This window comes from Andreprevotia chitinilytica DSM 18519 (assembly GCF_000711875.1).
GTDB lineage: Bacteria > Pseudomonadota > Gammaproteobacteria > Burkholderiales > Chitinibacteraceae > Andreprevotia > Andreprevotia chitinilytica.
The window spans coordinates 85699-105824 of record NZ_JONM01000001.1; the positions used below are offsets into that span (position 1 = coordinate 85699).

Annotated in this window: 21 protein-coding genes; 11 read left to right on the top strand and 10 right to left on the bottom strand. The window is 59.7% G+C overall.

Annotated elements, in window-relative coordinates; translation table 11 throughout:
• Positions 1–5 precede the first annotated feature (5 nt).
• From ribD to BR41_RS00470, 7 genes are all read left to right on the top strand, one after another.
• Complete coding sequence (ribD, locus tag BR41_RS00440; protein WP_211251640.1) at positions 6–1082, top strand: bifunctional diaminohydroxyphosphoribosylaminopyrimidine deaminase/5-amino-6-(5-phosphoribosylamino)uracil reductase RibD; 1077 nt, start codon at positions 6–8, stop codon at positions 1080–1082.
• 105 nt (positions 1083–1187) lie between these two features.
• On the top strand, positions 1188–1802 hold the full coding sequence (locus tag BR41_RS00445) for a riboflavin synthase (protein WP_035051538.1): 615 nt from the start codon (positions 1188–1190) through the stop codon (positions 1800–1802).
• Positions 1799–2911: a bifunctional 3,4-dihydroxy-2-butanone-4-phosphate synthase/GTP cyclohydrolase II gene (gene ribBA / locus BR41_RS00450; RefSeq protein ID WP_169741220.1), complete on the top strand. Its 1113-nt coding sequence runs from the start codon at positions 1799–1801 to the stop codon at positions 2909–2911. The genes BR41_RS00445 and ribBA overlap by 4 nt, the downstream gene beginning before the upstream one ends.
• The gene (gene ribH / locus BR41_RS00455) at positions 2908–3387 is read left to right on the top strand and encodes a 6,7-dimethyl-8-ribityllumazine synthase (RefSeq protein ID WP_035051540.1); all 480 of its coding nucleotides are present in this window, start codon (positions 2908–2910) and stop codon (positions 3385–3387) included. Before ribBA ends, ribH begins: the two co-directional genes overlap by 4 nt.
• Positions 3384–3872, top strand: coding sequence for a transcription antitermination factor NusB (gene nusB / locus BR41_RS00460; protein WP_035051542.1), 489 nt, complete (start codon positions 3384–3386; stop codon positions 3870–3872). Before ribH ends, nusB begins: the two co-directional genes overlap by 4 nt.
• A gap of 24 nt (positions 3873–3896) precedes the next feature.
• On the top strand, positions 3897–4862 hold the full coding sequence (gene thiL, locus BR41_RS00465) for a thiamine-phosphate kinase (RefSeq protein WP_035051544.1): 966 nt from the start codon (positions 3897–3899) through the stop codon (positions 4860–4862).
• Between the two features lie 22 nt (positions 4863–4884).
• Positions 4885–5367, top strand: a complete 483-nt coding sequence (locus BR41_RS00470) for a phosphatidylglycerophosphatase A family protein (RefSeq protein WP_211251620.1) — start codon at positions 4885–4887, stop codon at positions 5365–5367.
• Positions 5368–5594: 227 nt separating this feature from the next.
• Here the strand turns inward: BR41_RS00470 and msrA are convergent, their stop codons facing one another.
• The 4 genes from msrA to BR41_RS00490 form a co-directional block, all read right to left on the bottom strand.
• A complete protein-coding gene (gene msrA, locus BR41_RS00475) occupies positions 5595–6134 on the bottom strand; it encodes a peptide-methionine (S)-S-oxide reductase MsrA (RefSeq protein WP_035051546.1) in 540 nt (179 codons plus the stop codon).
• Between the two features lie 90 nt (positions 6135–6224).
• Complete coding sequence (locus BR41_RS00480) at positions 6225–6488, bottom strand: DUF2164 domain-containing protein (RefSeq protein ID WP_035051548.1); 264 nt, start codon at positions 6486–6488, stop codon at positions 6225–6227.
• Between the two features lie 97 nt (positions 6489–6585).
• On the bottom strand, positions 6586–7413 hold the full coding sequence (queF, locus tag BR41_RS00485; protein ID WP_035051550.1) for an NADPH-dependent 7-cyano-7-deazaguanine reductase QueF: 828 nt from the start codon (positions 7411–7413) through the stop codon (positions 6586–6588).
• A 10-nt stretch (positions 7414–7423) separates the two neighbouring features.
• Positions 7424–8011: a LexA family protein gene (locus BR41_RS00490; RefSeq protein WP_035051553.1), complete on the bottom strand. Its 588-nt coding sequence runs from the start codon at positions 8009–8011 to the stop codon at positions 7424–7426.
• A gap of 133 nt (positions 8012–8144) precedes the next feature.
• Between BR41_RS00490 and BR41_RS00495 the strand changes: the two genes are divergently transcribed.
• The 4 genes from BR41_RS00495 (at position 8145) to BR41_RS00510 (ending at position 14530) form a co-directional block, all read left to right on the top strand.
• The gene (locus BR41_RS00495; RefSeq protein WP_035051555.1) at positions 8145–9104 is read left to right on the top strand and encodes a tRNA dihydrouridine synthase; all 960 of its coding nucleotides are present in this window, start codon (positions 8145–8147) and stop codon (positions 9102–9104) included.
• Positions 9105–9268: 164 nt separating this feature from the next.
• Positions 9269–9991, top strand: coding sequence for a translesion DNA synthesis-associated protein ImuA (gene imuA, locus BR41_RS00500; protein ID WP_035051557.1), 723 nt, complete (start codon positions 9269–9271; stop codon positions 9989–9991).
• A complete protein-coding gene (locus tag BR41_RS00505) occupies positions 9903–11369 on the top strand; it encodes a Y-family DNA polymerase (RefSeq protein WP_051709656.1) in 1467 nt (488 codons plus the stop codon). Before imuA ends, BR41_RS00505 begins: the two co-directional genes overlap by 89 nt.
• Positions 11370–11374: 5 nt before the next feature.
• Complete coding sequence (locus tag BR41_RS00510) at positions 11375–14530, top strand: error-prone DNA polymerase (RefSeq protein ID WP_051709660.1); 3156 nt, start codon at positions 11375–11377, stop codon at positions 14528–14530.
• Between the two features lie 67 nt (positions 14531–14597).
• Here BR41_RS00510 and BR41_RS00515 read toward each other — a convergent pair whose 3' ends face one another.
• The 6 genes from BR41_RS00515 to ccoN form a co-directional block, all read right to left on the bottom strand.
• The gene (locus tag BR41_RS00515) at positions 14598–15107 is read right to left on the bottom strand and encodes a FixH family protein (RefSeq protein WP_035051558.1); all 510 of its coding nucleotides are present in this window, start codon (positions 15105–15107) and stop codon (positions 14598–14600) included.
• Positions 15108–15173: 66 nt separating this feature from the next.
• Positions 15174–16619 carry a cytochrome c oxidase accessory protein CcoG gene (gene ccoG / locus BR41_RS00520; RefSeq protein ID WP_035051560.1) on the bottom strand — a complete coding sequence of 482 codons (1446 nt, stop codon included), beginning with the start codon at positions 16617–16619 and terminating at the stop codon, positions 15174–15176.
• A gap of 153 nt (positions 16620–16772) precedes the next feature.
• Positions 16773–17690 carry a cytochrome-c oxidase, cbb3-type subunit III gene (gene ccoP, locus BR41_RS00525; protein WP_035051562.1) on the bottom strand — a complete coding sequence of 306 codons (918 nt, stop codon included), beginning with the start codon at positions 17688–17690 and terminating at the stop codon, positions 16773–16775.
• A gap of 23 nt (positions 17691–17713) precedes the next feature.
• Positions 17714–17884, bottom strand: a complete 171-nt coding sequence (locus BR41_RS00530) for a cbb3-type cytochrome oxidase subunit 3 (protein ID WP_035051564.1) — start codon at positions 17882–17884, stop codon at positions 17714–17716.
• A 3-nt stretch (positions 17885–17887) separates the two neighbouring features.
• The gene (gene ccoO / locus BR41_RS00535) at positions 17888–18502 is read right to left on the bottom strand and encodes a cytochrome-c oxidase, cbb3-type subunit II (RefSeq protein ID WP_035051567.1); all 615 of its coding nucleotides are present in this window, start codon (positions 18500–18502) and stop codon (positions 17888–17890) included.
• Between the two features lie 47 nt (positions 18503–18549).
• A complete protein-coding gene (gene ccoN / locus BR41_RS00540; RefSeq protein ID WP_035051568.1) occupies positions 18550–19971 on the bottom strand; it encodes a cytochrome-c oxidase, cbb3-type subunit I in 1422 nt (473 codons plus the stop codon).
• Positions 19972–20126: the final 155 nt, after the last annotated feature.

Consider the following 20126-nt stretch of genomic DNA (forward strand, 5'->3'; position numbering starts at 1 on the left):
TCTGGATGCAGCGTGCATTGATGCTGGCCGCGCAAGGCCAATGCATGACCACGCCCAATCCGAGCGTCGGGTGTGTGTTGGTAAAAGACGGCGTTGTCGTTGGTGAAGGCCATAGCCAGAAAGCCGGCGGCCCCCACGCCGAAGTGATGGCGATGCGCATAGCTGGCGATGCTGCGCGGGGTGCAACCGCTTATGTCACGCTGGAGCCATGCAGCCATCACGGCCGCACCCCACCGTGCGCGGATGCGTTGATTGCGGCTGGCATTGCCCGTGTCGTGGTTGCGTTGCGCGATCCTAACCCGTTGGTGGCCGGGCAGGGCTTGGCCCGCTTGTCCGCCGCTGGCATCGAGGTTGAATCCGGTGTATTGCACGCAGCAGCGCTGGAGCATCACCGTGGTTTTCTCTCGCGCATGGTGCGTGGCCGGCCGTGGTTAAGGCTGAAGCTTGCGGCAAGTCTGGATGGCCGCAGCGCGTTGAAGAACGGACAATCTCAATGGATTACCGGCCCGGCCGCGCGTGCCGATGTGCAGCAGTTGCGCGCTCGTTCCTGCGTCATGCTGACCGGTATCGGCACCGTACTTGCCGATGATCCGCAACTGACGGTGCGGGACTTCGACATTGGCCGCCAGCCATTGCGTGTGGTGGTCGATAGCGCTTTGCGCACGCCGCCAGCGGCGAAGCTGTTGCAGACGCCGGGCGTATTGATTGTCGCCGCTGCAGACAGCGAGCGTCGTGCCGCGTTGGAGGCAGCCGGCGCAGAAGTCAACGTGCTGGCTGGCCCGGATGGTCGCGTTGATCTACCGGCCTTGCTGCTGGAGTTGGGGCGGCGTGGCATGAATGAAGTAACAGTCGAAGCAGGTGGTCAGCTCGCGGGTGCTGTGCTGCTGGCGGGGCTGGCTGACGAGGTCGTGCTCTACCAAGCACCGGTATTGATCGGCGAAGGGCAGGGCATGGCGCAATTCAATTTGACTAGCCTGTCCGACAAGCTCACCCCGCAGGTGCTGGAGCGCCGTATGGTCGGCGCAGATGAACGCATCACCTTGCGCTTTACTGCTGTAAGCACGCTCGCTGGTGACGCCTGATGGCTGCAACCGGCCGCAAACCCGCAGAAAACATGGGTCATCGAGCTTGAATCCGGGTGTCACGCCCCGATTTGCTCACGATCCCCGCCTGACAAGGAAGCATTGATGTTTACCGGCATTGTCCAAGCGCTCGGCACCATTGAGCAGGTGAAACCTTTCCCCGGCGGCGTGCGCCTGACCGTGCATGCGCCAGAACTCGACTTCTCCGATATCGGATTGGGTGACAGCATTACCCACAACGGCGCTTGCATGACCGTGACCGAGCTGCTGCCGGGGTCGCGCTTTACCATCGATGTGTCGGACGAATCCCTGCGCTGCACCGTCGGCCTCGATCGTGAAGGTGGTCGGGTCAATCTGGAAAAAGCGCTGCGCGTGAATGATCGGCTGGGCGGCCATCTGGTCTCCGGGCACGTGGATGGCATCGGCGATGTGGTCGGTTTCGACCCGGTCGGCGATAACCGCGAACTGGTCGTGCGTGCGCCGAAAGCTTTGGCCAAGTATCTGGCGGTGAAGGGTTCAGTAGTCGTCAACGGCGTATCGCTCACCACCAACTTCGTGCGCGATGTGGCGGACGGCTGCGAGTTCTCCATCAATCTGATCCCGCATACGCTGCAAGTCACGACATTGGGCGGTTTGGTCGTCGGCGGTCAGGTCAATCTGGAAATCGATCTGATCGCACGCTATGTCGAACGCATGGTCTCGCTGGAGTCCGCACAATGACCATTGCCATTTCCCCGATTCAAGACATCGTTGCTGACATTCGTGCCGGCAAGATGGTCATCCTCGTCGATGAGGAAGACCGTGAAAACGAAGGCGACCTGGTACTGGCGGCCGAGTTTGTCACCCCGGAAATCATCAACTTCATGGCCAAATACGGCCGTGGACTGATTTGCCTGACCTTGTCGGCCGAGCGCTGCAAGCAGCTCAACCTGCCGCTGATGGTGAGCCAGAACGGCTCCGGTCATGGCACCAATTTCACGGTATCGATCGAAGCGGCCGAAGGCGTCTCTACCGGCATTTCCGCGCACGACCGCGCGCTGACGATCAAGACCGCGGTGGCTTTCGATGCCAAGCCGGCCGATATCGTCTCCCCCGGCCACGTCTTCCCGCTGCTGGCCCAACCCGGTGGCGTGCTGGTGCGCGCTGGCCATACCGAGGCGGGTTGCGATCTATCGATGCTGGCCGGTTTGCAGCCAGCGTCGGTCATCTGCGAAATCATGAACGACGACGGTACGATGGCGCGTTTGCCGCAGCTGCTTGAATTTGCTGCGGAACATAGGCTGAAGGTCGGTACAATCGCTGATCTGATCCACTATCGCAGCCAGACCGAATCCTTGGTCGAATGCGCCGGTCGTCGCAAGATTCAAACCTTTGCCGGCGAATTCGAGCTGGCTGTTTTCCGCGACAAGCTCTCCACGGCAACCCACCTGGCCTTGATCAAGGGCAAACCCAGCCCGGATACGGAAACGCTGGTGCGCGTGCATGAGCCGCTGTCGGTGATGGACTGGCTCGATCTGAGCCACACCGGTCACTCGTGGAGTGTGCCGGCCTCGCTGGAAGCGATCGCTAAAAACGGCAATGGCGTGATGGTACTGCTACATAGAGACGAGTCGGGCGCCGATTTGCTCGCTCGCGCCTTACCGGAACTGAGCCTGGAAAAGCCCCGTAAATGGGATATGCGCACCTACGGGATCGGCGCGCAAATGTTGAAACATCTCGGCGTGGGCAAGATGCGTTTGCTGTCGCCGGAACGAAGAATCCCCAGCATGACCGGCTTCGGACTGGAAATCACCGGTTTCGAATGCCTTGAAAAAGGAAAAAAAGAATGAGCGGAACCCTGCCCGTGATCGAACCCGATATGAATGGCGAAGGCCTGCGTATTGCCATCGTAATGGCGCGCTTCAATACCCCCGTCTGTCACGGCCTGCGCGATGCCTGCCTGGCTGAACTGGCCGAACTGGGCGTGGCTGAACAAGACCTGCTGTTCACCACCGTGCCGGGCGCGCTGGAGATCCCGCTGGTGCTGCAAACGCTGGCTGAATCCGGCGAATACGATGCCTTGATCGCGCTGGGTGCGATCATCCGCGGCGAGACTTACCACTTCGAGCTGGTCTCGAATGAATCCGGCGCTGGCGTGACCCGCGTTGGCCTGGACTACGGTATTCCGATCGCCAACGCCATTCTCACCACTGAAACCGACGAACAAGCCGAAGTCCGCATGGTCGAGAAGGGCCAGGATGCGGCGCGTGTCGCGGTCGAAATGGCCAATCTGCAACGCAATCTGCAAGAGGCGCTGGAAGCATGAGCGAGCAACAAACCCCGGCAGCCGGCAAACCGGCCAAGCCCAAGTCCGCCCGTCGCCGTGCGCGCGAATTCGCCGTGCAAGGCATCTACCAGTGGCAGTTGACGGGTGACACGGCCGGTACGATCGAGCGCAATCTGCGCGATAGCGAAACCTCGTTCACTCGCGCTGACGAAGCCTTGTTCCGGGCGATTCTGTTCGGTGTGCTGAAAGACGCTGCGGTGTTGAAGGAAGCGCTGATTCCGCACGTGGATCGTGATTTCGCCGAAGTCAGTCCGGTTGAAGCCGCCATCCTGTTTGCTGGCGCGTTCGAAATCATCCAGATGCCGGAGACGCCATATCCGGTCATCGTCAACGAATCGATCGAGCTGGCCAAAACCTTCGGTGGTGCCGATGGCCATAAGTTCGTCAATGGCGTGCTGGATAAACTGGCCGCTGCCAAGCGCCCGGAAGAAATCGAAGCGATCCGCGCCAAGCGCCGCCACTGATTTCGCCTTGTTCAGTTCCGACTTGTGAACGAATTCGAGCTAATTGCCCGATACTTTGCCCGGCCCCGCCTTAATCGGAGCGGCCGGGCTTTGCTTGGTGTGGGGGATGACTGCGCGCTGCTTGCTCCCACGCCGGGCATGCAGCTCGCCATCTCAGCCGACATGCTGGTCGAAGGTCGGCACTTTTTTGCTGATGTCGACCCCCGCCGACTAGGCCATAAGGCGCTGGCGGTGAATCTTTCCGACCTCGCAGCCATGGGGGCCAAGCCCGCTTGGTGCACGTTATCGATAGCCTTGCCGGCCATTGATGAAGCGTGGGTGGCTGCGTTCTGCGATGGTTTCTTTGCGCTGGCTGACGAGCACGAGCTGGAATTGATCGGTGGAGATACGACGCGTGGTCCGTTGACGATTGCTGTGCAGATCGCCGGCGAAGTCCCCCCTGGTGCGGCTTTGCGCCGGGACGGCGGGCAGGCTGGCGATGATGTGTGGGTCTCAGGCTCGCTCGGCGCGGCCGCCGCAGCGGTGATGCACCGTACTGGTCGGCTGGTGTTGAACGATGCCAAGCTTGCCGAATGCCTCGACCAGCTGGATTTGCCGACGCCACGCATTACGTTGGGTCTGGCACTGCGGGGTCTGGCAACTGCTGCGCTTGATCTCTCCGACGGGCTCGTGGGTGATCTCAACCACATTTGCGAACGTTCCAGATGTGGTGCCCAGCTGGACTGGCCCGCTGTACCAGTTCACTCTGCTTTGGCCGGTTTGCCTGAGCCGCTTCGGCAAGAAGCCGCACTGGCAGGTGGCGACGATTACGAGCTGTGCTTCAGCGCACCGGCCGCAAGACGGGATGTCTTGTCTACGTTGGCTGAGTCGCTGGGTTTGCCGCTAACCCGCATTGGTCGTTTGGTAACGGGGCAGGGTGTTTCTGTTTGCGATGCTGCCGGGCAGCTTATCCCACTCACCCATTCTGGTTTTGACCACTTCGCGGTCTGAACACACAAAGATTTCCCTGCCCATGCAACCTGACCGTCGTTTCCTGTTCTCCCATCCGGCTCATTTCATTGCCCTTGGTTTCGGCAGCGGCTTGCCGCGCAAGGCGCCCGGCACGTGGGGCACTTTGGCGGCCGTGCCCTTGTACGGCTTGCTCTCATTGGTACTCGGCCCGCAGCTGATCGCGCTGCTATGCATTCCGGTGTTTTTGCTGGGTTGGTGGGCGGCGGACAAAACCGGCAAGGACTTGGGCGTGCACGATCATGGCGGCATCGTCATCGATGAGATCGTCGCGATGTGGCTGGTGCTGGCATTTACGCCGATGACGTGGCTGGGTTGGGCGTTGGCGTTTGGCCTGTTCCGGCTGTTCGATATCTTCAAGCCGTGGCCGATTCGTTGGTTCGATCTGCGCGTGCCGGGCGGGTTTGGCGTCATGCTGGATGACTTGCTGGCAGCGGGTTATGCGTTGATTGTGTTGCGTGCATTCATGCATTTCGGCTGGGTTTGATTTCCGCCAAAACAGTGGCTTGTAAAGGCACTCTGTAGGAGCGAGCTTGCTCGCGATGGCAACGGTGAATGAAACAGTGCCATCGCGAGCAAGCTCGCTCCTACAGCGAATCTTCAGAAAAAAGCACTATATTCCCTGCATGGAAAACGGTACTTCTTTCTCGAAGAAATAGTATCGGACTTTTAAACCGGCTATTTTACCTATTGAGCTTCGTAATTCATGACCAACTAGGCCGTTAATTTCCCGAAGTGGCTCAACAACTTGTTCACCTTTGGCCCAACCACCGCCATGCAATAAGGCTGATTAGGGTTCCGGTTGAAATAGTCCTGATGGTAATTCTCAGCCGAATAGAACGTTTGCAGTGCGGTGACTTGCGTGACGATGGCGTCCCGGTATTCATGCGCATCGGTCAACGTCTTGATCTTGGCACGGGCCGCCTGCTCTTGTGCCGCATCGTGATAAAAAATCGCCGAGCGATACTGCGTGCCACTGTCGTTGCCTTGCCGGTTCAGTGTGGTTGGGTCGTGGATGGTGAAAAAGATGTCGAGCAGGGTATCGAAACTGACGACGCTCGCGTCGAAAGTAATCTGCACCACTTCGGCATGACCGCTGTCACCGCTGCATACGGCCCGGTAATCAGGGTTGGGCGTATGGCCACCCATATAGCCGGATACCGCTTTCTCGACCCCGCGCACACGCTGGAAGACCGCTTCCAGGCACCAGAAACATCCGCCAGCCAAGGTTGCCGTTTCTAATTGGTTGTTCACGATATTTTTCCTCAATGAGTGCTTGGGCAAATTCCGGTTGATATATCGGAATACACCAAGCCATTGCACGGTGGTATCGCTACTGATTGATTAGCGACGCCGTTTGTATTTTTGCCAATAACCAAACTCTTCTTCGTGCACTTCAAGATCAATTTCCATAATCCGTTGTTGCAGCCGCTCTTGAACGTCCTGCACCGCTTTGTTGTAAATGGATGGGCCAATCTCATCGATAAAAAAACCGAGCAAGGCATCTGCCTGCAGATTTCCGATTGGCTCTTCCATATGCGTTGCAAAGTAGCGCTCAATGGACTCGATGGCCTCTTTGCGGATGCCTTTGTCTAGTTCAATTGCCATTACGTGTCGTTCCTGACTAGTTCGATGGGCTGCGCAGCATTGCGTTTCTCCCCGGATCAGTAGCCCGCCGGAGCAACGCGGCCGCACGATGCGGCTGCTATTGTCTGGCGGTTCGCAGGTTAGTCGGCAAAGGGCCGTTGAAATTACAGCGATATGGATTGATATCGAGCCCGCCGCGGCGGGTGTAGCGCGCGTACACGGCGAGTTTCAATGGTTTGCAGTCGCGCAGGATGTCCATAAAGATGCGCTCGACGCATTGCTCGTGGAATTCATTATGGTTGCGGAACGAGATCAGATAACGCAGCAAGGATTCGCGGTTGATCGGCTGGCCGATATAGCGAATCTGCACGCTGGCCCAATCGGGCTGGCCGGTGACAAGGCAATTGGACTTCAGCAGGTTGGAGACGAGCGCTTCGTCGACCGGGGCATCGGCCTCATCGCATTTGAGCAAGCCGGGCTGCGGGCTGTAGGTGTCGACTTCGATATCGAGGTTGTCGATGCAGTAGCCATCCAGTTCGGCAAACTTCTGGCCGGTAAAGCGCTCCGCCTCGATCAACTCGACATTGACCGGTGCGCCAGCCGCTTGAGAGAGATCGTCGCGGAGTAGCGTTGCCAGTGCCTCGCTGTTTTGCAGCTTGGTCTGATTGAAGCTGTTGAGGTAGAGCTTGAAAGACTTGGATTCGATGATATTCGGGCTATCAGCCGGAATGCGAAAGACCGCCAATGCCACTTGCGGCTTGCCGCGCGGGTTCAGCCAGGAAAGCTCATAGCCGTTCCAGATATCTACGCCCATGAAGGGCAGTGTGCCGGTTACGCCGATTTCGTCACGCTTGCCTTGGCGTGGAATGGGGAACAGCAGGCTCGGATCGTATTGCGTGACATAGCTGACAGCTTTGCCGAGCGGAGAGTGTTGAGCTTCGGTCATGACCGGTTTCCTAACGATATTTACGGACTAGGCCGACCATGATCCCGAAAATTTCCAGTCCTTCCTTGGGGCGGATCGGCTGGAAGTCGATGTTTTTTGGCAGCAGCAGATAACCTTGCTTGTCTCGCGCCAGTTCTTTCAGCGTGTATTCGCCATCGACAATCGCTACCACTACGTCGCCAATGCTGGCTGCGTGGCGTTTTTCCACAATGGCGATATCGCCATCGTGAATGCCGGCTTCCACCATCGAATCGCCGCGCACTTTCACCATGATGGTGTTGGAAGGGCGGGGGATCAGGTATTCATCGATGGAGAGCGATTCGCTCATCGCATCGTTGGCAGCGGCGGGCAGACCGGCCGGGACGTTGAAATCGGCCAGCTCGCGCTCGAAGAAACGCTTGGTAGGCGCGAGGCGTTTGTCCGGCGTCATCTCGATGAAACCAGCCAGTGTCAGCCGTTTGACGAGTGCCGAAACCGCCGATTTGGACGCCATGCCCAGCAGTTCGCCGATCGTGGCGTAGGACGGAAGGATGCGGTAATCGGCGTAGTAATCCTGCAACTTGCCCAGGTATTCGGTATCGCGGTTGGGGGTGCCCATTTGATACTCGCTCACAGAACATTCGTTCGCTCATTTTGGGTGAACGAACGTACAGTGTCAATCGTCGGCCCGGCGGGTTGTCGCAGACTGACTCAGGTAGAATGCCGCCTTCACTCGATTCAAGGACAGCTGCGTGCGGATTTATCTGGCACCGATGGAAGGATTGCTCGATCACGTGTTGCGCGACATGCTCACCCGCCTGGGTGGCGTGGATATCTGCGTGACCGAGTTCGTGCGGGTGTCGGGCACGCTGCTGCCGAACAAGGTCTTCCACCGCATCGCGCCGGAATTGCTTCATGGCAGCAAGACGCCGGCCGGTGTGCCGGTGCGGGTGCAATTGCTGGGTTCCGATCCGGTGTGCCTGGGCGAAAACGCTGCCAAGCTGGCGGCGCTGAATCCGGCCGGGATCGATCTCAATTTTGGCTGCCCGGCCAAGACGGTAAACCGCCATCGCGGCGGTGCGGTGCTGTTGACCGAGCCGGAGTTGCTGCACGACATCGTCGCCGCCGTGCGTCGTGCCGTCCCGAAACACATCATCGTGACTGCCAAGATGCGGCTGGGTTACGAAGATCGCACCAGAAAGCTCGAATGCGCCCAAGCCATCGAATCGGCCGGCGCAGCAGAGTTGGTCGTGCACGCCCGGACCAAGACCGATGGCTACAAGCCGCCAGCGTATTGGGAAGAGCTGCCGGCCATCCGTGAAGCGATCCAGATTCCGCTGATCGCCAATGGCGAAATCTGGAATCTGGATGACCTGAACCGCTGTCGCACTGTTTCCGGCTGTGATGACGTGATGCTCGGCCGTGGCATGGTTGCATCGCCCGGTTTGGCGCGTGTCGCCAAGGGGCAGGGCGGCGCAAGCTGGGCAGAAATCGAGCCGCTGCTGCGCCTCTTCTGGCAAAAGGTCGAGCCCGAAGTGCTGCCCAAGCATCGTGCCGGCCGGCTCAAGCAATGGCTGGCCTATTTGCGCAAGGTCTATCCCGAGGCCGATGCGCTGTTCCTCTCTTGCCGGACGATCACGGAGCCCGCTGAAATCGAGCAGCTGGTTTTCCCGGCCCTGCTGTCGTCTCGTTCACTCGCTCTCCCAGCCTGATTCACTCCCCTGAACGCGTTGTATAGCGTGAATTGACCTGCCACAGGCCGCCTTGATGCGGACTGTATGCGGGCGCTCGCGTTGCGCCGTTCATCAATCTACAACTTGATGATAGAACGATCGTTCTGTATTCTCGAGTTGTCTGGTTACTCACGAGCAAGTCCATGAGCTCCGCCTTGCGCGATGTATTGCGCCACCCAGCCATCTGGCAAGGCAATGCTGGCGGTATGACTGCTGGCGATGTGCTCGCCAGTGGTTTTGCCACGCTGGATGCCGTGTTGCCCGGCGGCGGCTGGCCGCGCACCGCTGTGACCGAACTATTGGTGACACGCCCCGGCAGTGGCGAATTGGCATTGCTCTGGCCGATGCTGGCGCGCTTGAGCCGCCAGGCCGCGCTGGTGCTGGTGAACCCGCCGCTGATTCCTTATGCACCCGCTTGGCAGCAGGCGGGGCTGCGCTTGCAGCGGCTGATCCGGGTGCAGCCGCCTTCCGTGGCCGAAGCACTCTGGACAATGGAGCAAGCATTGCGTGAATCCAGCTGCGGCGCGGTGCTCGGCTGGTTTTGTGGCGGTGTGGATGATCGGGCCGCACGCCGGCTGCAGCTGGCGGCGCGTGAAGGCGGGGGCTGTGGGTTGTTGGTGCGGGCTGGCCGCATGCCACAGGCTGCTGTCGATGGCTTGCCCTTGCCGCTGCGTCTGGCTGTGTCGCCAGCGCCGCAGGGCTGGCAGGTAAGAGTGCTCAAGCGGCGCGGTTTGCCATTGACCGAGCCGGTGTTGTTGTCATTTCAGGAGGGGCATCATGCTTTGGCTGGCGCTCGCATTGCCGCAACTACCGCTGGATGTCTTCGCGACGGCGGTGTATCTGTCGCCTCAAGAGTCGCCCGCTGAGCCGGCCCAGTCGGTCTTGCCGCGCATCGTCGTCTCGCCGGAAGGGCGCACTGAACGCTTGATTCTGGTCGATGAATTAGCCGCTTCGCTCGGTTTGCAGGTTGGCATGAAGCTCTCTGCCGCGCTGGCGCTGGCGAACGAGCTGACCATCCTCTCGCGCAAGCCGCAGGCCGAGGCTGAAACGCTGATCGCGCTGGCCTGCTGGGCACAGCAATTCACGCCAACGGTGGTGATCGAGTCGCCGGCGACTTTGCTGCTGGAAATCGGTGGTTGCCTGCGGTATTTCGGTGGTTTGCCTGTCCTGATCACGGCCGTGGAGGATGGGCTGCAGCAACTGGGGCATCATGCCGTGTTGGGATGCGCTCCGACACCGCTTGCCGCGCAATGGCGTGCCTGGCAAGGGTTGAGCGATCCAGTGCTGAGGAGTGCGGATTTGCCAGAGGCGCTGGCTCCGTTACCAGTCAAGCGCTTGGGCTTGGCGGCCGAGAGTGAAACCGGCCTGACCCAACTGGGCATCGAGACAGTCGGTGCATTGTTGGCATTACCACATGCCGGTCTGGCCCGCCGCTTTACGCCCGCCTTGCCTTTGTTGCTGGAGCGGGCCTTGGGCGAGGCCGCTGATCCACGCGAACCCTTCATTCCTCCTAATCGCTTCGAGCACGGCATCGATTTGGATTGGCCGTTCGAGACGGTCGAGATATTCCTGATCCTGGCGCGCCGCTTGATCGACGAGCTGACCGGGTTCCTGACCGGGCGTGGTTTGGGCGTGCAGACGGTGCAGTTTCGTTTCCAGCATGAAGAACTGCCCACAACCACCTTATCCCTCGGCTTTGGCCGGCCGACACGGCGCACTACCGAGATGCTGGCGGTGTTGCGCGAGCGGGTGGCGCACTACGCGCTGGCTGCACCGGTGAAAACAATCACGCTGGTCGCTGAGACCCTGCATACGCTGAATGGCCGGCCATTGACCTTGTTCGGTAGTGAGTCGGGCGAGGTGGAGGTTGAATTGCTGGTGGCGCGTCTGAAAGCCCGGCTGGGTGAGGATGCGGTGAATGGCATCGTGACTGTGCAGGATCACCGGCCCGAACGCGCTTGGGCACTTGCACCTGTGGGCGCTGAATCGGCCGCGTTGCCGGTTGGCCCGCGCCCCGGCTGGTTGTTGCCGGCCCCCAGACAGCTGCCGATCCGGCAGGAAAAACCCTGGCATGGCGAGCCGCTGTCTTTCATCAGTCGGGCCGAGCGGATCGAATCCGGCTGGTGGGACGATGCCACGGTGGCGCGGGATTATTACGTGGCGAGTGGCCCGTCTGGCGCGCGGTATTGGATTTTTCAAGACCGGGCCACGCAGGACTGGTGGCTACATGGCTTGTTTGGGTGAGTCCGATGCCTGTACCTGATCAGTCACCCACCTCATCCGCGATTGCGATTGGCCTGCCGGACTATGCCGAGCTGCATTGCCTGAGCAATTTCTCGTTCCAGCGCGGTGCTTCGCGGGCTAGTGAGCTGGCCGAACGCGCCAAATCGATGGGGTATGCCGCCTTGGCTGTCACGGATGAATGCTCGCTGGCCGGCATTGTGCGGGCGCATCAGGCCGCGAAGGAAGCTGGCCTCAAGCTGCTGGTCGGCGCGGAATTCACACTGCTCGATGGCTTGAAGCTGGTACTGATTGCGCCGGATCGGGTGGCGTATGGCGATCTTTCCGAGCTGATCACGCGTGGTCGGCGTGCTGCAGAAAAAGGTGAGTACCGGCTGGATCGCGACGATATCGCGGATTTCTCCCGTCACCTGCTCGCGCTCTGGTTGCCATCCGCGCAGCCAGCGTTACGAGATGGCGCCTGGTTTGCCACGTTTTTTCCGGAACGCAGCTGGATCGCGGTTGAGCTGCATCAAGGGCCGGACGACCGTGGGCGCTTGGCCCAGTTGCAATGGCTCGGGAAGGAAACAGGCTTGCCCTTGGTGGCCGCCGGCGACGTGCATATGCATGTTCGTTCTCGGCGGGCGCTGCAGGATCTGCTGACGGCGGTGCGTATCGGTCAGCCGGTGGCGCAATGTGGGCACGCTTTGTTTCCCAACGGCGAACGGCATTTGCGCTCCCGATTGCAACTGGGCTTGGTGTACCCGGCTGCCTTGCTGGCGGAGACGTTGCGCATCGCCGAGCGCTGTACGTTTTCGCTGGATGAGCTGAAGTACGACTATCCCTCCGAACTGGTGCCGGTCGGGCTGACGGCGAGCGAGCATCTGGCCAATCTGGTGGCGGCGGGACTGGTCAAGCGTTACCCGGACGGCGTACCGGGCAAGGTGCAAAAGCAGGTGCATGAAGAGTTGGCGTTGATTGCCGAGCTGGAATACGAACCGTATTTCCTCACCGTGCATGACATCGTGGTCTTTGCTCGCAGCCAGGGCATCCTGTGCCAGGGGCGCGGCTCGGCGGCGAATTCGGCCGTCTGTTATGCCTTGCACATCACTGAGGTCGACCCCAAGGAAGGCAATCTGCTGTTCGGGCGTTTTATCTCCAAAGAACGGGGTGAGCCACCGGATATCGATGTCGATTTCGAGCATGACCGGCGCGAGGAGGTGATCCAGTATTTGTACCGAAAATACAGCCGGGAACGCACGGCACTGGCAGCGACGGTGATCAGCTACCGCACCAAATCTTGCTTGCGCGATGTCGGTCGTGCGCTGGGGCTGGCGGAAGATCAGCTGGATCGGCTGGCCAAGAATCTTTCTTGGTGGGAAAGCCGCGATCAGCTCGGGCAGCGGATGATCGAAGCGGGTCTTGATCCGGATAGCCGGTCGGTGCGCTTGCTGCTGCAATTCGTGCACACCTTGCGCGGTTTCCCTCGCCATTTATCCCAGCATGTCGGCGGCTTTGTTTTTTCGAGCGGTCCTTTGGCACGGCTGGTGCCGATTGAAAATGCCGCCATGCCGGAACGTACCGTGATCCAGTGGGATAAAGACGATCTGGATGCCGTCGGTTTGCTCAAAGTCGACGTCCTTGCATTGGGCATGCTGTCGGCGATCCGCCGCACCTTGCAGCTGGTCTCGGCAATCCGCAACAAGCCATTCGGCATGGAGCACGTGCCGCGCGAAGTGCCGGCGGTCTACGAAATGCTGGGCCACGCTGATGCGATTGGTGTGTTTCAGGTCGAGTCGCGGGCGCAGATGAGCATGCTGCCTCGCCTGCGACCAACGAAATTTTATGACTTGGTGATTGAAGTGGCGATCGTGCGGCCGGGGCCGATTCAGGGGGGGATGGTGCATCCGTATCTGAAACGTCGGCAAAACCCAGCACTGGTGACTTATGAGAAGGAAGTGCTAAGAGATGTGTTGTCCCGCACGCTGGGCGTGCCGATTTTCCAGGAGCAGGTGATGCGGCTGGCGGAAGTAGCCGCGAATTTCACACCGGGCCAAGCCGATGATTTACGCCGCTCGATGGCATCCTGGCGGCGTACAGGCAAGCTGAGAGAATACGAACAACAACTGCTCGATGGTATGACCAAGAATGGCTACTCGCCAGCTTTCGCCAAAAGCATCATCCAGCAGATCGAAGGTTTTTCCGAATACGGCTTCCCGGAATCGCACGCCGCGAGTTTCGCCCAGTTGGCATATACCTCGGCGTGGCTCAAATGCTTCGAACCCGCTGCATTTCTATGTGGCCTGCTCAATTCGCTGCCGATGGGGTTCTATTCCGCCTATCAACTGATTCAGGATGCGCAACGGCATGGCATCGAGGCCTTGCCGGTCGATGTGCAGCACAGCGATTGGGATAGCGTATTGGAGGCTGGGAGTGGAGCAGGGCCGCCGGCAACCATCAAGCCGACAGCCGAACAGCTGCCCCAACCCGCTGTTCGGCTCGGTTTCAATCGCGTGACGGGGCTGGGCGAGGAGGTTGGCAGGCGGATTGCCAGCGTCCGGCCAGCAGATGGCTTCAAGAGCGTGGAGGCGCTACAGCAGCTGGCCGAGCTGGATCGGCGCGCCATGACGGCGCTGACCGAAGCCGGTGCCTTGGCGGCATTCGCACAGCACCGGCGTGAGGCATGGTGGCGGGTTAGCGGCCTTGATGGTCGGTGCGATTTGGGCACCAGCGATATGGATGCGGTGCCTGCGATACAGGCCCCCACATTGGGCGATGAGATCGTGACCGATTACCGCAGCCTCGGGCTAACACTACGCGCCCATCCGCTCAGCCTGTTGCGCAAACGGCTGCGCCAGGAGCGGCTGCTCACCGCAGAAGAAATTCGCGCTTGCCCGGACTGTCGGATTGCCCGTGCTTGCGGCATCGTGGTTGGTCGCCAGCATCCCGGCACTGCCAACGGAGTGACGTTCGTGACGTTGGAAGATGAAACAGGCAACGTCAACGTGATCGTCAAGAAGGACTTGGGCGATCAGTTCCGGCGCGAGCTGCTGCAATCGCGTTTGATGGCGGTGTATGGCGTGGTGCAGCGGCAAGGGGAGGTGGTACATCTGCTGGCCAAGCGCTTGGTGGATAAGACCGCTTGGCTGGGGCGGCTGGAGACGGTGAGCAGGGACTTCCACTGAAGGCAGTTACGAAAACGGGTGACTGCGTTGGCTAGTCACCCGTTCTCAAATCACTTTTTCAAACTGCTCAATGCGACTGCAACTGCAGTGGTTCGCCATTACCCACCTGCCACTGACCGCGCAGTCGCCAATGGTTAGCTGTATCGCCCAGTTCGACATCCCAATGCGTGGGTGAGAGTGGTTTAACCAATTGACCCGAATAGAGCATCGGTCCTTCGCTCTGCAGTTTCAGATGGGAGTCCTGGCCCGCCATGGTCGGGTGCAACAGGTCGAGTTGCAACGTACCATCAGCGGCCTTGTTCAGTAGCACGCGGATATTGCGGCCGTCTTCGCTCAGAATCACCTGCGCGGAAATGCCCATTGCAGTGGCGGCCTTGTCGCGGCCGAGTTCCTGATTGATGGCCTGACCATCGCGATAGTAGTCGTCGTCAACGAGCCCGTCGCTGGTGCGGACGGCGATGTAGAAGGTGTAAAGGCTGGCAACCACGGCGACGGCGGGGAGCGCCATCAGGAACCACGGCCAGAACATCTTGTACCAAGGGTGTGCAGGAGATGGGGTGGGTATGGCGATAGGCATTGCAGGCTTCCTTCAATGCCCGGCGCTGGGTGGCGCCGGGCTGGTGTTCAAGAGCGTTCGTGTGGTTCAGCGGCCGATAAAGCTCGATTTCTCATGGGTGACCAGTTTCGGGTCGTCTTCGGCCTGGATCACGAACTGGATGGGGTGGCTGCCCGGGCCGGCATTGGCCGGGTCGGCCTGAACGCGGATGCCAACATCAACCGGTGCATCTGGTGTGACCTTGACGTGCTCGCCGCCTTCCATAATCCATTTCACGCCCGGCAGACCTTCAACGCTCACCTTGTAGCTGTGTGGGGCCTCGTCGGCGTTCTCGATCTGCAGGCGGTAGCTGTTTTCCAGCCAGCCATTGTCGGCTTCGCGCACTAGCGCGACACGGTCGCGTGACACGTTGACCTTGATCGGCTGGCGCAACACCAAAGCGGTTGCGGTTGCACCCATGGCGATCAGCAGGACCAGGCTATACATCACCACGCGGGGCCGGGTGATGCGCTTGATGATGTCGCGTTCGGTGTATTTGTGCTGAAGCGCGTTGTCGCTGGTGTAGCGGATCAAGCCGCGCGGGTAGCCGACTTTATCCATGACCTCGTCGCAAGCATCGATACAGGCGGCACAGCCGATGCACTCGTATTGCAGGCCGTCGCGGATATCGATGCCAACCGGGCAGACCTGCACGCACATGGTGCAGTCAATGCAGTCGCCCAAGCCTTCGGCCTTGTAGTCGCAGCCTTTCTGACGCCGGCCGCGTTGCTCGCCGCGCTCGGCGTCGTAGCTGATGACCAGTGTATCGGCATCGAACATCGCACTTTGGAAGCGAGCGTACGGGCACATATATTTACAGACTTGTTCGCGCAGCCAGCCGGCGTTGCCATAGGTGGCGAAGCCGTAGAACAGTACCCAGAATGCTTCCCACGGGCCGATGGTGAGGGTGATGGTCTCAGCCCAAAGCGTGCGGATCGGGGTGAAGTAGCCGACGAAGGTGAAGCCGGTCCACAAGGCGAACACAATCCAGATGGCGTGTTTGATGGTCTTGAGGCGGACCTTGCGGGCCGTGAGCGGACCATGATCAAGCTTCATGCGGGCAGGGCGGTCGCCTTCGACCCATTTCTCGATCCACAGGAAGATTTCCGTGTAGACCGTCTGTGGACAGGAGTAGCCGCACCAGAGTCGCCCGCCAATCGCCGTCCAGACGAACAAACCCAGCGCGCACATCAGCAGGAGGGCGGTGAGGTAGATGAAATCCTGCGGCAGGAAGACGAGGCCGAGGATGTAGAACTTTTGCTCGGCCAGATGGAACAGCAGGGCCTGGCGGCCGTTGATGGTGGCCCACGGCATGCCGTAGAAGAACAGCTGCGTGGCGAAGACGAAGAAGATGCGCCACTTGTTCCAGAAGCCGTTGATCCAGCGCGGATACAGCTTCTTGTGCTTGGCGTAGAGCTGGATTTCCTCGTATTCGTCATCCGGCCCGTCTGCGGGGATCACCTTGACGGGGATGTCGGCCAGTTTCTTGCTCATGATGGGTTCATCCAAAACGGTTTCTTGGAAGGAAAGGAGGTCTTCCCTTTCAACAAACGGCTTGGTCTTGCGTGTTTCGCGGTGCTATGAGGAAAAACGGGCGGGATATGCATCCCGCCCGATCCATGCCTGCATGGGCAGACCATCTGGTTCTTATTTGGTTTCGCTGTGCGAGAGGCTGTACACGTAGCCGGCCAGCACATGTACCTTGCCGTCGCCGAGGAAGTCCTTCCACGCCGGCATCACATTATTGCGGCCGTTAGTGATGGTTTCGATGATGGTCGATTCCGCCTTGCCATACAGCCACACTTTGCTGGGGTGGGTCAGGTTGGGAGCACCAACGTCTTGATTGCCATGCCCGTCCGGGCCGTGACAGGCCGCGCAAACCTGGGCAAATGTGGCCGCGCCCCGTGTCGCACGCGCATCATTGAAGTTGTTCCCGGAGATCTTCAACACGTAGTTGGCGACGTCCTTGACCTTTTCTTCGCCAAACGCAGCGCCAAACGCCGGCATCTGACCGTGGCGCCCGCCGCTGATGGTTTCCACGATCTTTTCCGGGCTGCCGCCATACATCCAGTCATGGTTGACCAGGTTCGGAAAGCCCTTTGCACCGCGACCATCCGAGCCGTGGCACTGGATGCAATAGGTGTAGAACAGGCGCTTGCCCATGGCATGGGCTTCCTGATCCTTCGCCACATCCGGCACCGGCATCGCCAGGAACTTGTTATAAAGCGGGCCGTACTTGTTGTCCGCCTTGGTGACTTCCTTTTGGTACTGACCGCCAGATGACCAACCCCAGGCATTGCCGAACACCACCAGACCCGGATAGACCACCAGATAGCCGACTGCAAACACAATGGTCAGAAAGAACAAGCCCACCCACCAGCCCGGCAGCGGGTTGTTGTATTCCTGCAAGTCTCCATCCCAGGTGTGGTGAAGCACTTGGGCCTGCTCGCCTTTCTTGAGCTTGAGCACCATCTGGCTTTTCAGTACGTAAGCCAGCCAAATCAGCGAGGCGATCACGATAACCGCGATGAAAACGCCCCAGAAACCGCTGTAGAAATCTGTCATTTCATAGTTCTCCGCAAGGCGCGTCAGGACGATTGCTTGGGTGTATGCGGCGTATCGTCGTCGAGGATCGGCGCGTTGGCCGCCTCATCGAACCCCTCACGGCTACGCTTGCCATAGGCCCACACACAGATGGCGACGAAGCAGATGAAGCCCGCCAGCGTGACCACAATGCGAAAAATATCCTGAAGCTCCATGATTTATCTCTTGTTCTTCAGTGCCAGACCCAAACCTTGCAGATAGGCGATGACGGCATCCATTTCGGTCTTGCCTTCTACATCCTTCGTTGCAGTGGCGATCTCGGCATCGGTATAGGGCACGCCAACCGTACGTAAGGCTCGCATCTTGGCCGGCAGCGATTCGCCATCGACCTTGTTGGCAGCCAGCCACGGGAACGACGGCATGACAGACTCCGGCACCACGTCTTGCGGGTGCATCAAGTGCGTGCGATGCCATTCATCCGAATAACGACCGCCAACGCGCGCCAGATCCGGGCCAGTGCGCTTGGAGCCCCACAGGAAGGGGTGGTCGTAGACCGATTCGCCAGCCACCGAGTAGTGACCATAACGTTCGGTTTCGGCGCGGAACGGGCGAATCATCTGCGAGTGGCAGTTGTAGCAGCCTTCACGCAGGTAAATATCGCGGCCGGCCAGCTGTAGCGCCGGGTAGGGCTTGACACCCGCGATGGGCTGCGTGACCGATTTGGAGAACATCAGTGGCAGGATTTCGACGAACATCGCCACGCTGACGGTGAGGATCGTCAGCACGATCAACCACGCCACGTTTTCTTCAATGAGTTTCTGAACTTTATCCATGTTTTCTTCTTCCGATTTGCCTTGAACGCGGGGCCATGTGCACGGGATTAGGCGTGAGCGGCCACGGCCGGAATCTGGGCATCCACCGCTTTGCCTTCGGCAATGGTGCGCAGCACGTTGTAGAGCATCAGGACCATGCCGCCGAAGTAGCACAGACCGCCAAGGACACGGATGAAGTAGTACGGATGGGTGGCCTTGACCGCGTCAATGAAGGCGTAGGTCAGCGTGCCGTCCGGGTTCACTGCACGCCACATCAGGCCTTGCGTCACGCCGGCAATCCACATCGACGAGATGTAGAGCACCACGCCCAGCGTTGCCATCCAGAAGTGCACTTCGATCAACTTGATCGAGTACATCTGCTCGCGGTTGAACAGGCGCGGAATCAGGTAATAGATCGAACCGATGGTGATCATTGCCACCCAGCCCAGCGCGCCGGAGTGAACGTGGCCGATGGTCCAGTCGGTGTAATGCGAGAGCGCATTGACGGTCTTGATCGCCATCATCGGGCCTTCGAAGGTCGACATGCCGTAGAAGGAGAGGGCGGTGATCAGGAACTTGAGGATCGGATCGGTACGCAGCTTATGCCATGCGCCGGAGAGGGTCATGATGCCGTTGATCATGCCGCCCCAGCTCGGTGCCAGCAGGATCAGCGAGAACACCATGCCGAGCGACTGGGTCCAGTCCGGCAGCGCGGTGTAGTGCAGATGGTGCGGGCCGGCCCACATGTAGGTGAAGATCAGCGCCCAGAAGTGGACGACCGACAGGCGATACGAATAGATCGGGCGGCCGGCTTGCTTGGGCACGAAGTAATACATCATGCCGAGGAAGCCCGCGGTCAGGAAGAAGCCCACCGCGTTGTGGCCGTACCACCATTGCACCATCGCATCGACGGCGCCGGAGTAGACCGAGTAGGACTTCCACATCGAAACCGGAATGAAGGCGCTGTTGACGATGTGCAGCAGAGCCACAGCGAGAATGAAGCCGCCATAGAACCAGTTCGCCACGTAGATGTGCTTGACCTTGCGCTTGGCCAGCGTGCCGAAGAACAGCACTGCATAAGCCACCCAGACGATCGCCAGCAATACCTTGATCGGCCATTCCATCTCGGCGTATTCCTTGTTGAAGGTAATACCGAGCGGGTACGTGATGATCACGGAAACGATGACCGCCTGGTAACCCCAGAATACGAAGGCGGCGAGTTTGTCCGAGAGTAGCCGGACATTACAGGTGCGCTGCACGACATACAGCGAGGTGGCCATCAGGCCGCAACCACCAAAAGCGAAGATCACGCCGCTGGTGTGCAGCGCGCGCAGGCGGCCGAAGTGGAAGTAGGGGCCGACGTTGAGTTCGGGCCAGACGAGTTGGGCTGCGATAAGCACCCCAACCAGCATGCCGACAATGCCCCAGACGACTGTCATAAGGGCGAATTGCCGCACCACTTTGTAATTGTATGTGGCTTGGTTTTCCATAAAAAAGCTCCGATAGCGCTCCGAAACTGAAAAAAGTGTGTGCTTGGGGTCTGAAGCCGGCGTCACGCGCCATGCGGCCCAAAAAAGCGTTCCCTTGTCGGAGAGGGAGTCCGGACAAGGGCAAGTAATAGGATGCGTCGGCAAATTAGCGCACC

Excerpts from the sequence above, each read along its gene's own strand:
- ribD (WP_211251640.1), top strand. The coding sequence starts at position 6 with ATGCAGCGTGCATTGATGCTGGCCGCGCAAGGCCAATGCATGACCACG.
- BR41_RS00445 (WP_035051538.1), top strand. The coding sequence starts at position 1,188 with ATGTTTACCGGCATTGTCCAAGCGCTCGGCACCATTGAGCAGGTGAAA.
- ribBA (WP_169741220.1), top strand. The coding sequence starts at position 1,799 with ATGACCATTGCCATTTCCCCGATTCAAGACATCGTTGCTGACATTCGT.
- ribH (WP_035051540.1), top strand. The coding sequence starts at position 2,908 with ATGAGCGGAACCCTGCCCGTGATCGAACCCGATATGAATGGCGAAGGC.
- nusB (WP_035051542.1), top strand. The coding sequence starts at position 3,384 with ATGAGCGAGCAACAAACCCCGGCAGCCGGCAAACCGGCCAAGCCCAAG.
- BR41_RS00470 (WP_211251620.1), top strand. The coding sequence starts at position 4,885 with ATGCAACCTGACCGTCGTTTCCTGTTCTCCCATCCGGCTCATTTCATT.
- BR41_RS00480 (WP_035051548.1), bottom strand. The coding sequence starts at position 6,488 with ATGGCAATTGAACTAGACAAAGGCATCCGCAAAGAGGCCATCGAGTCC.
- queF (WP_035051550.1), bottom strand. The coding sequence starts at position 7,413 with ATGACCGAAGCTCAACACTCTCCGCTCGGCAAAGCTGTCAGCTATGTC.
- BR41_RS00490 (WP_035051553.1), bottom strand. The coding sequence starts at position 8,011 with ATGGGCACCCCCAACCGCGATACCGAATACCTGGGCAAGTTGCAGGAT.
- imuA (WP_035051557.1), top strand. The coding sequence starts at position 9,269 with ATGAGCTCCGCCTTGCGCGATGTATTGCGCCACCCAGCCATCTGGCAA.
- BR41_RS00505 (WP_051709656.1), top strand. The coding sequence starts at position 9,903 with ATGCTTTGGCTGGCGCTCGCATTGCCGCAACTACCGCTGGATGTCTTC.
- BR41_RS00510 (WP_051709660.1), top strand. The coding sequence starts at position 11,375 with ATGCCTGTACCTGATCAGTCACCCACCTCATCCGCGATTGCGATTGGC.
- BR41_RS00515 (WP_035051558.1), bottom strand. The coding sequence starts at position 15,107 with ATGCCTATCGCCATACCCACCCCATCTCCTGCACACCCTTGGTACAAG.
- ccoG (WP_035051560.1), bottom strand. The coding sequence starts at position 16,619 with ATGAGCAAGAAACTGGCCGACATCCCCGTCAAGGTGATCCCCGCAGAC.
- ccoP (WP_035051562.1), bottom strand. The coding sequence starts at position 17,690 with ATGACAGATTTCTACAGCGGTTTCTGGGGCGTTTTCATCGCGGTTATC.
- BR41_RS00530 (WP_035051564.1), bottom strand. The coding sequence starts at position 17,884 with ATGGAGCTTCAGGATATTTTTCGCATTGTGGTCACGCTGGCGGGCTTC.
- ccoO (WP_035051567.1), bottom strand. The coding sequence starts at position 18,502 with ATGGATAAAGTTCAGAAACTCATTGAAGAAAACGTGGCGTGGTTGATC.
- ccoN (WP_035051568.1), bottom strand. The coding sequence starts at position 19,971 with ATGGAAAACCAAGCCACATACAATTACAAAGTGGTGCGGCAATTCGCC.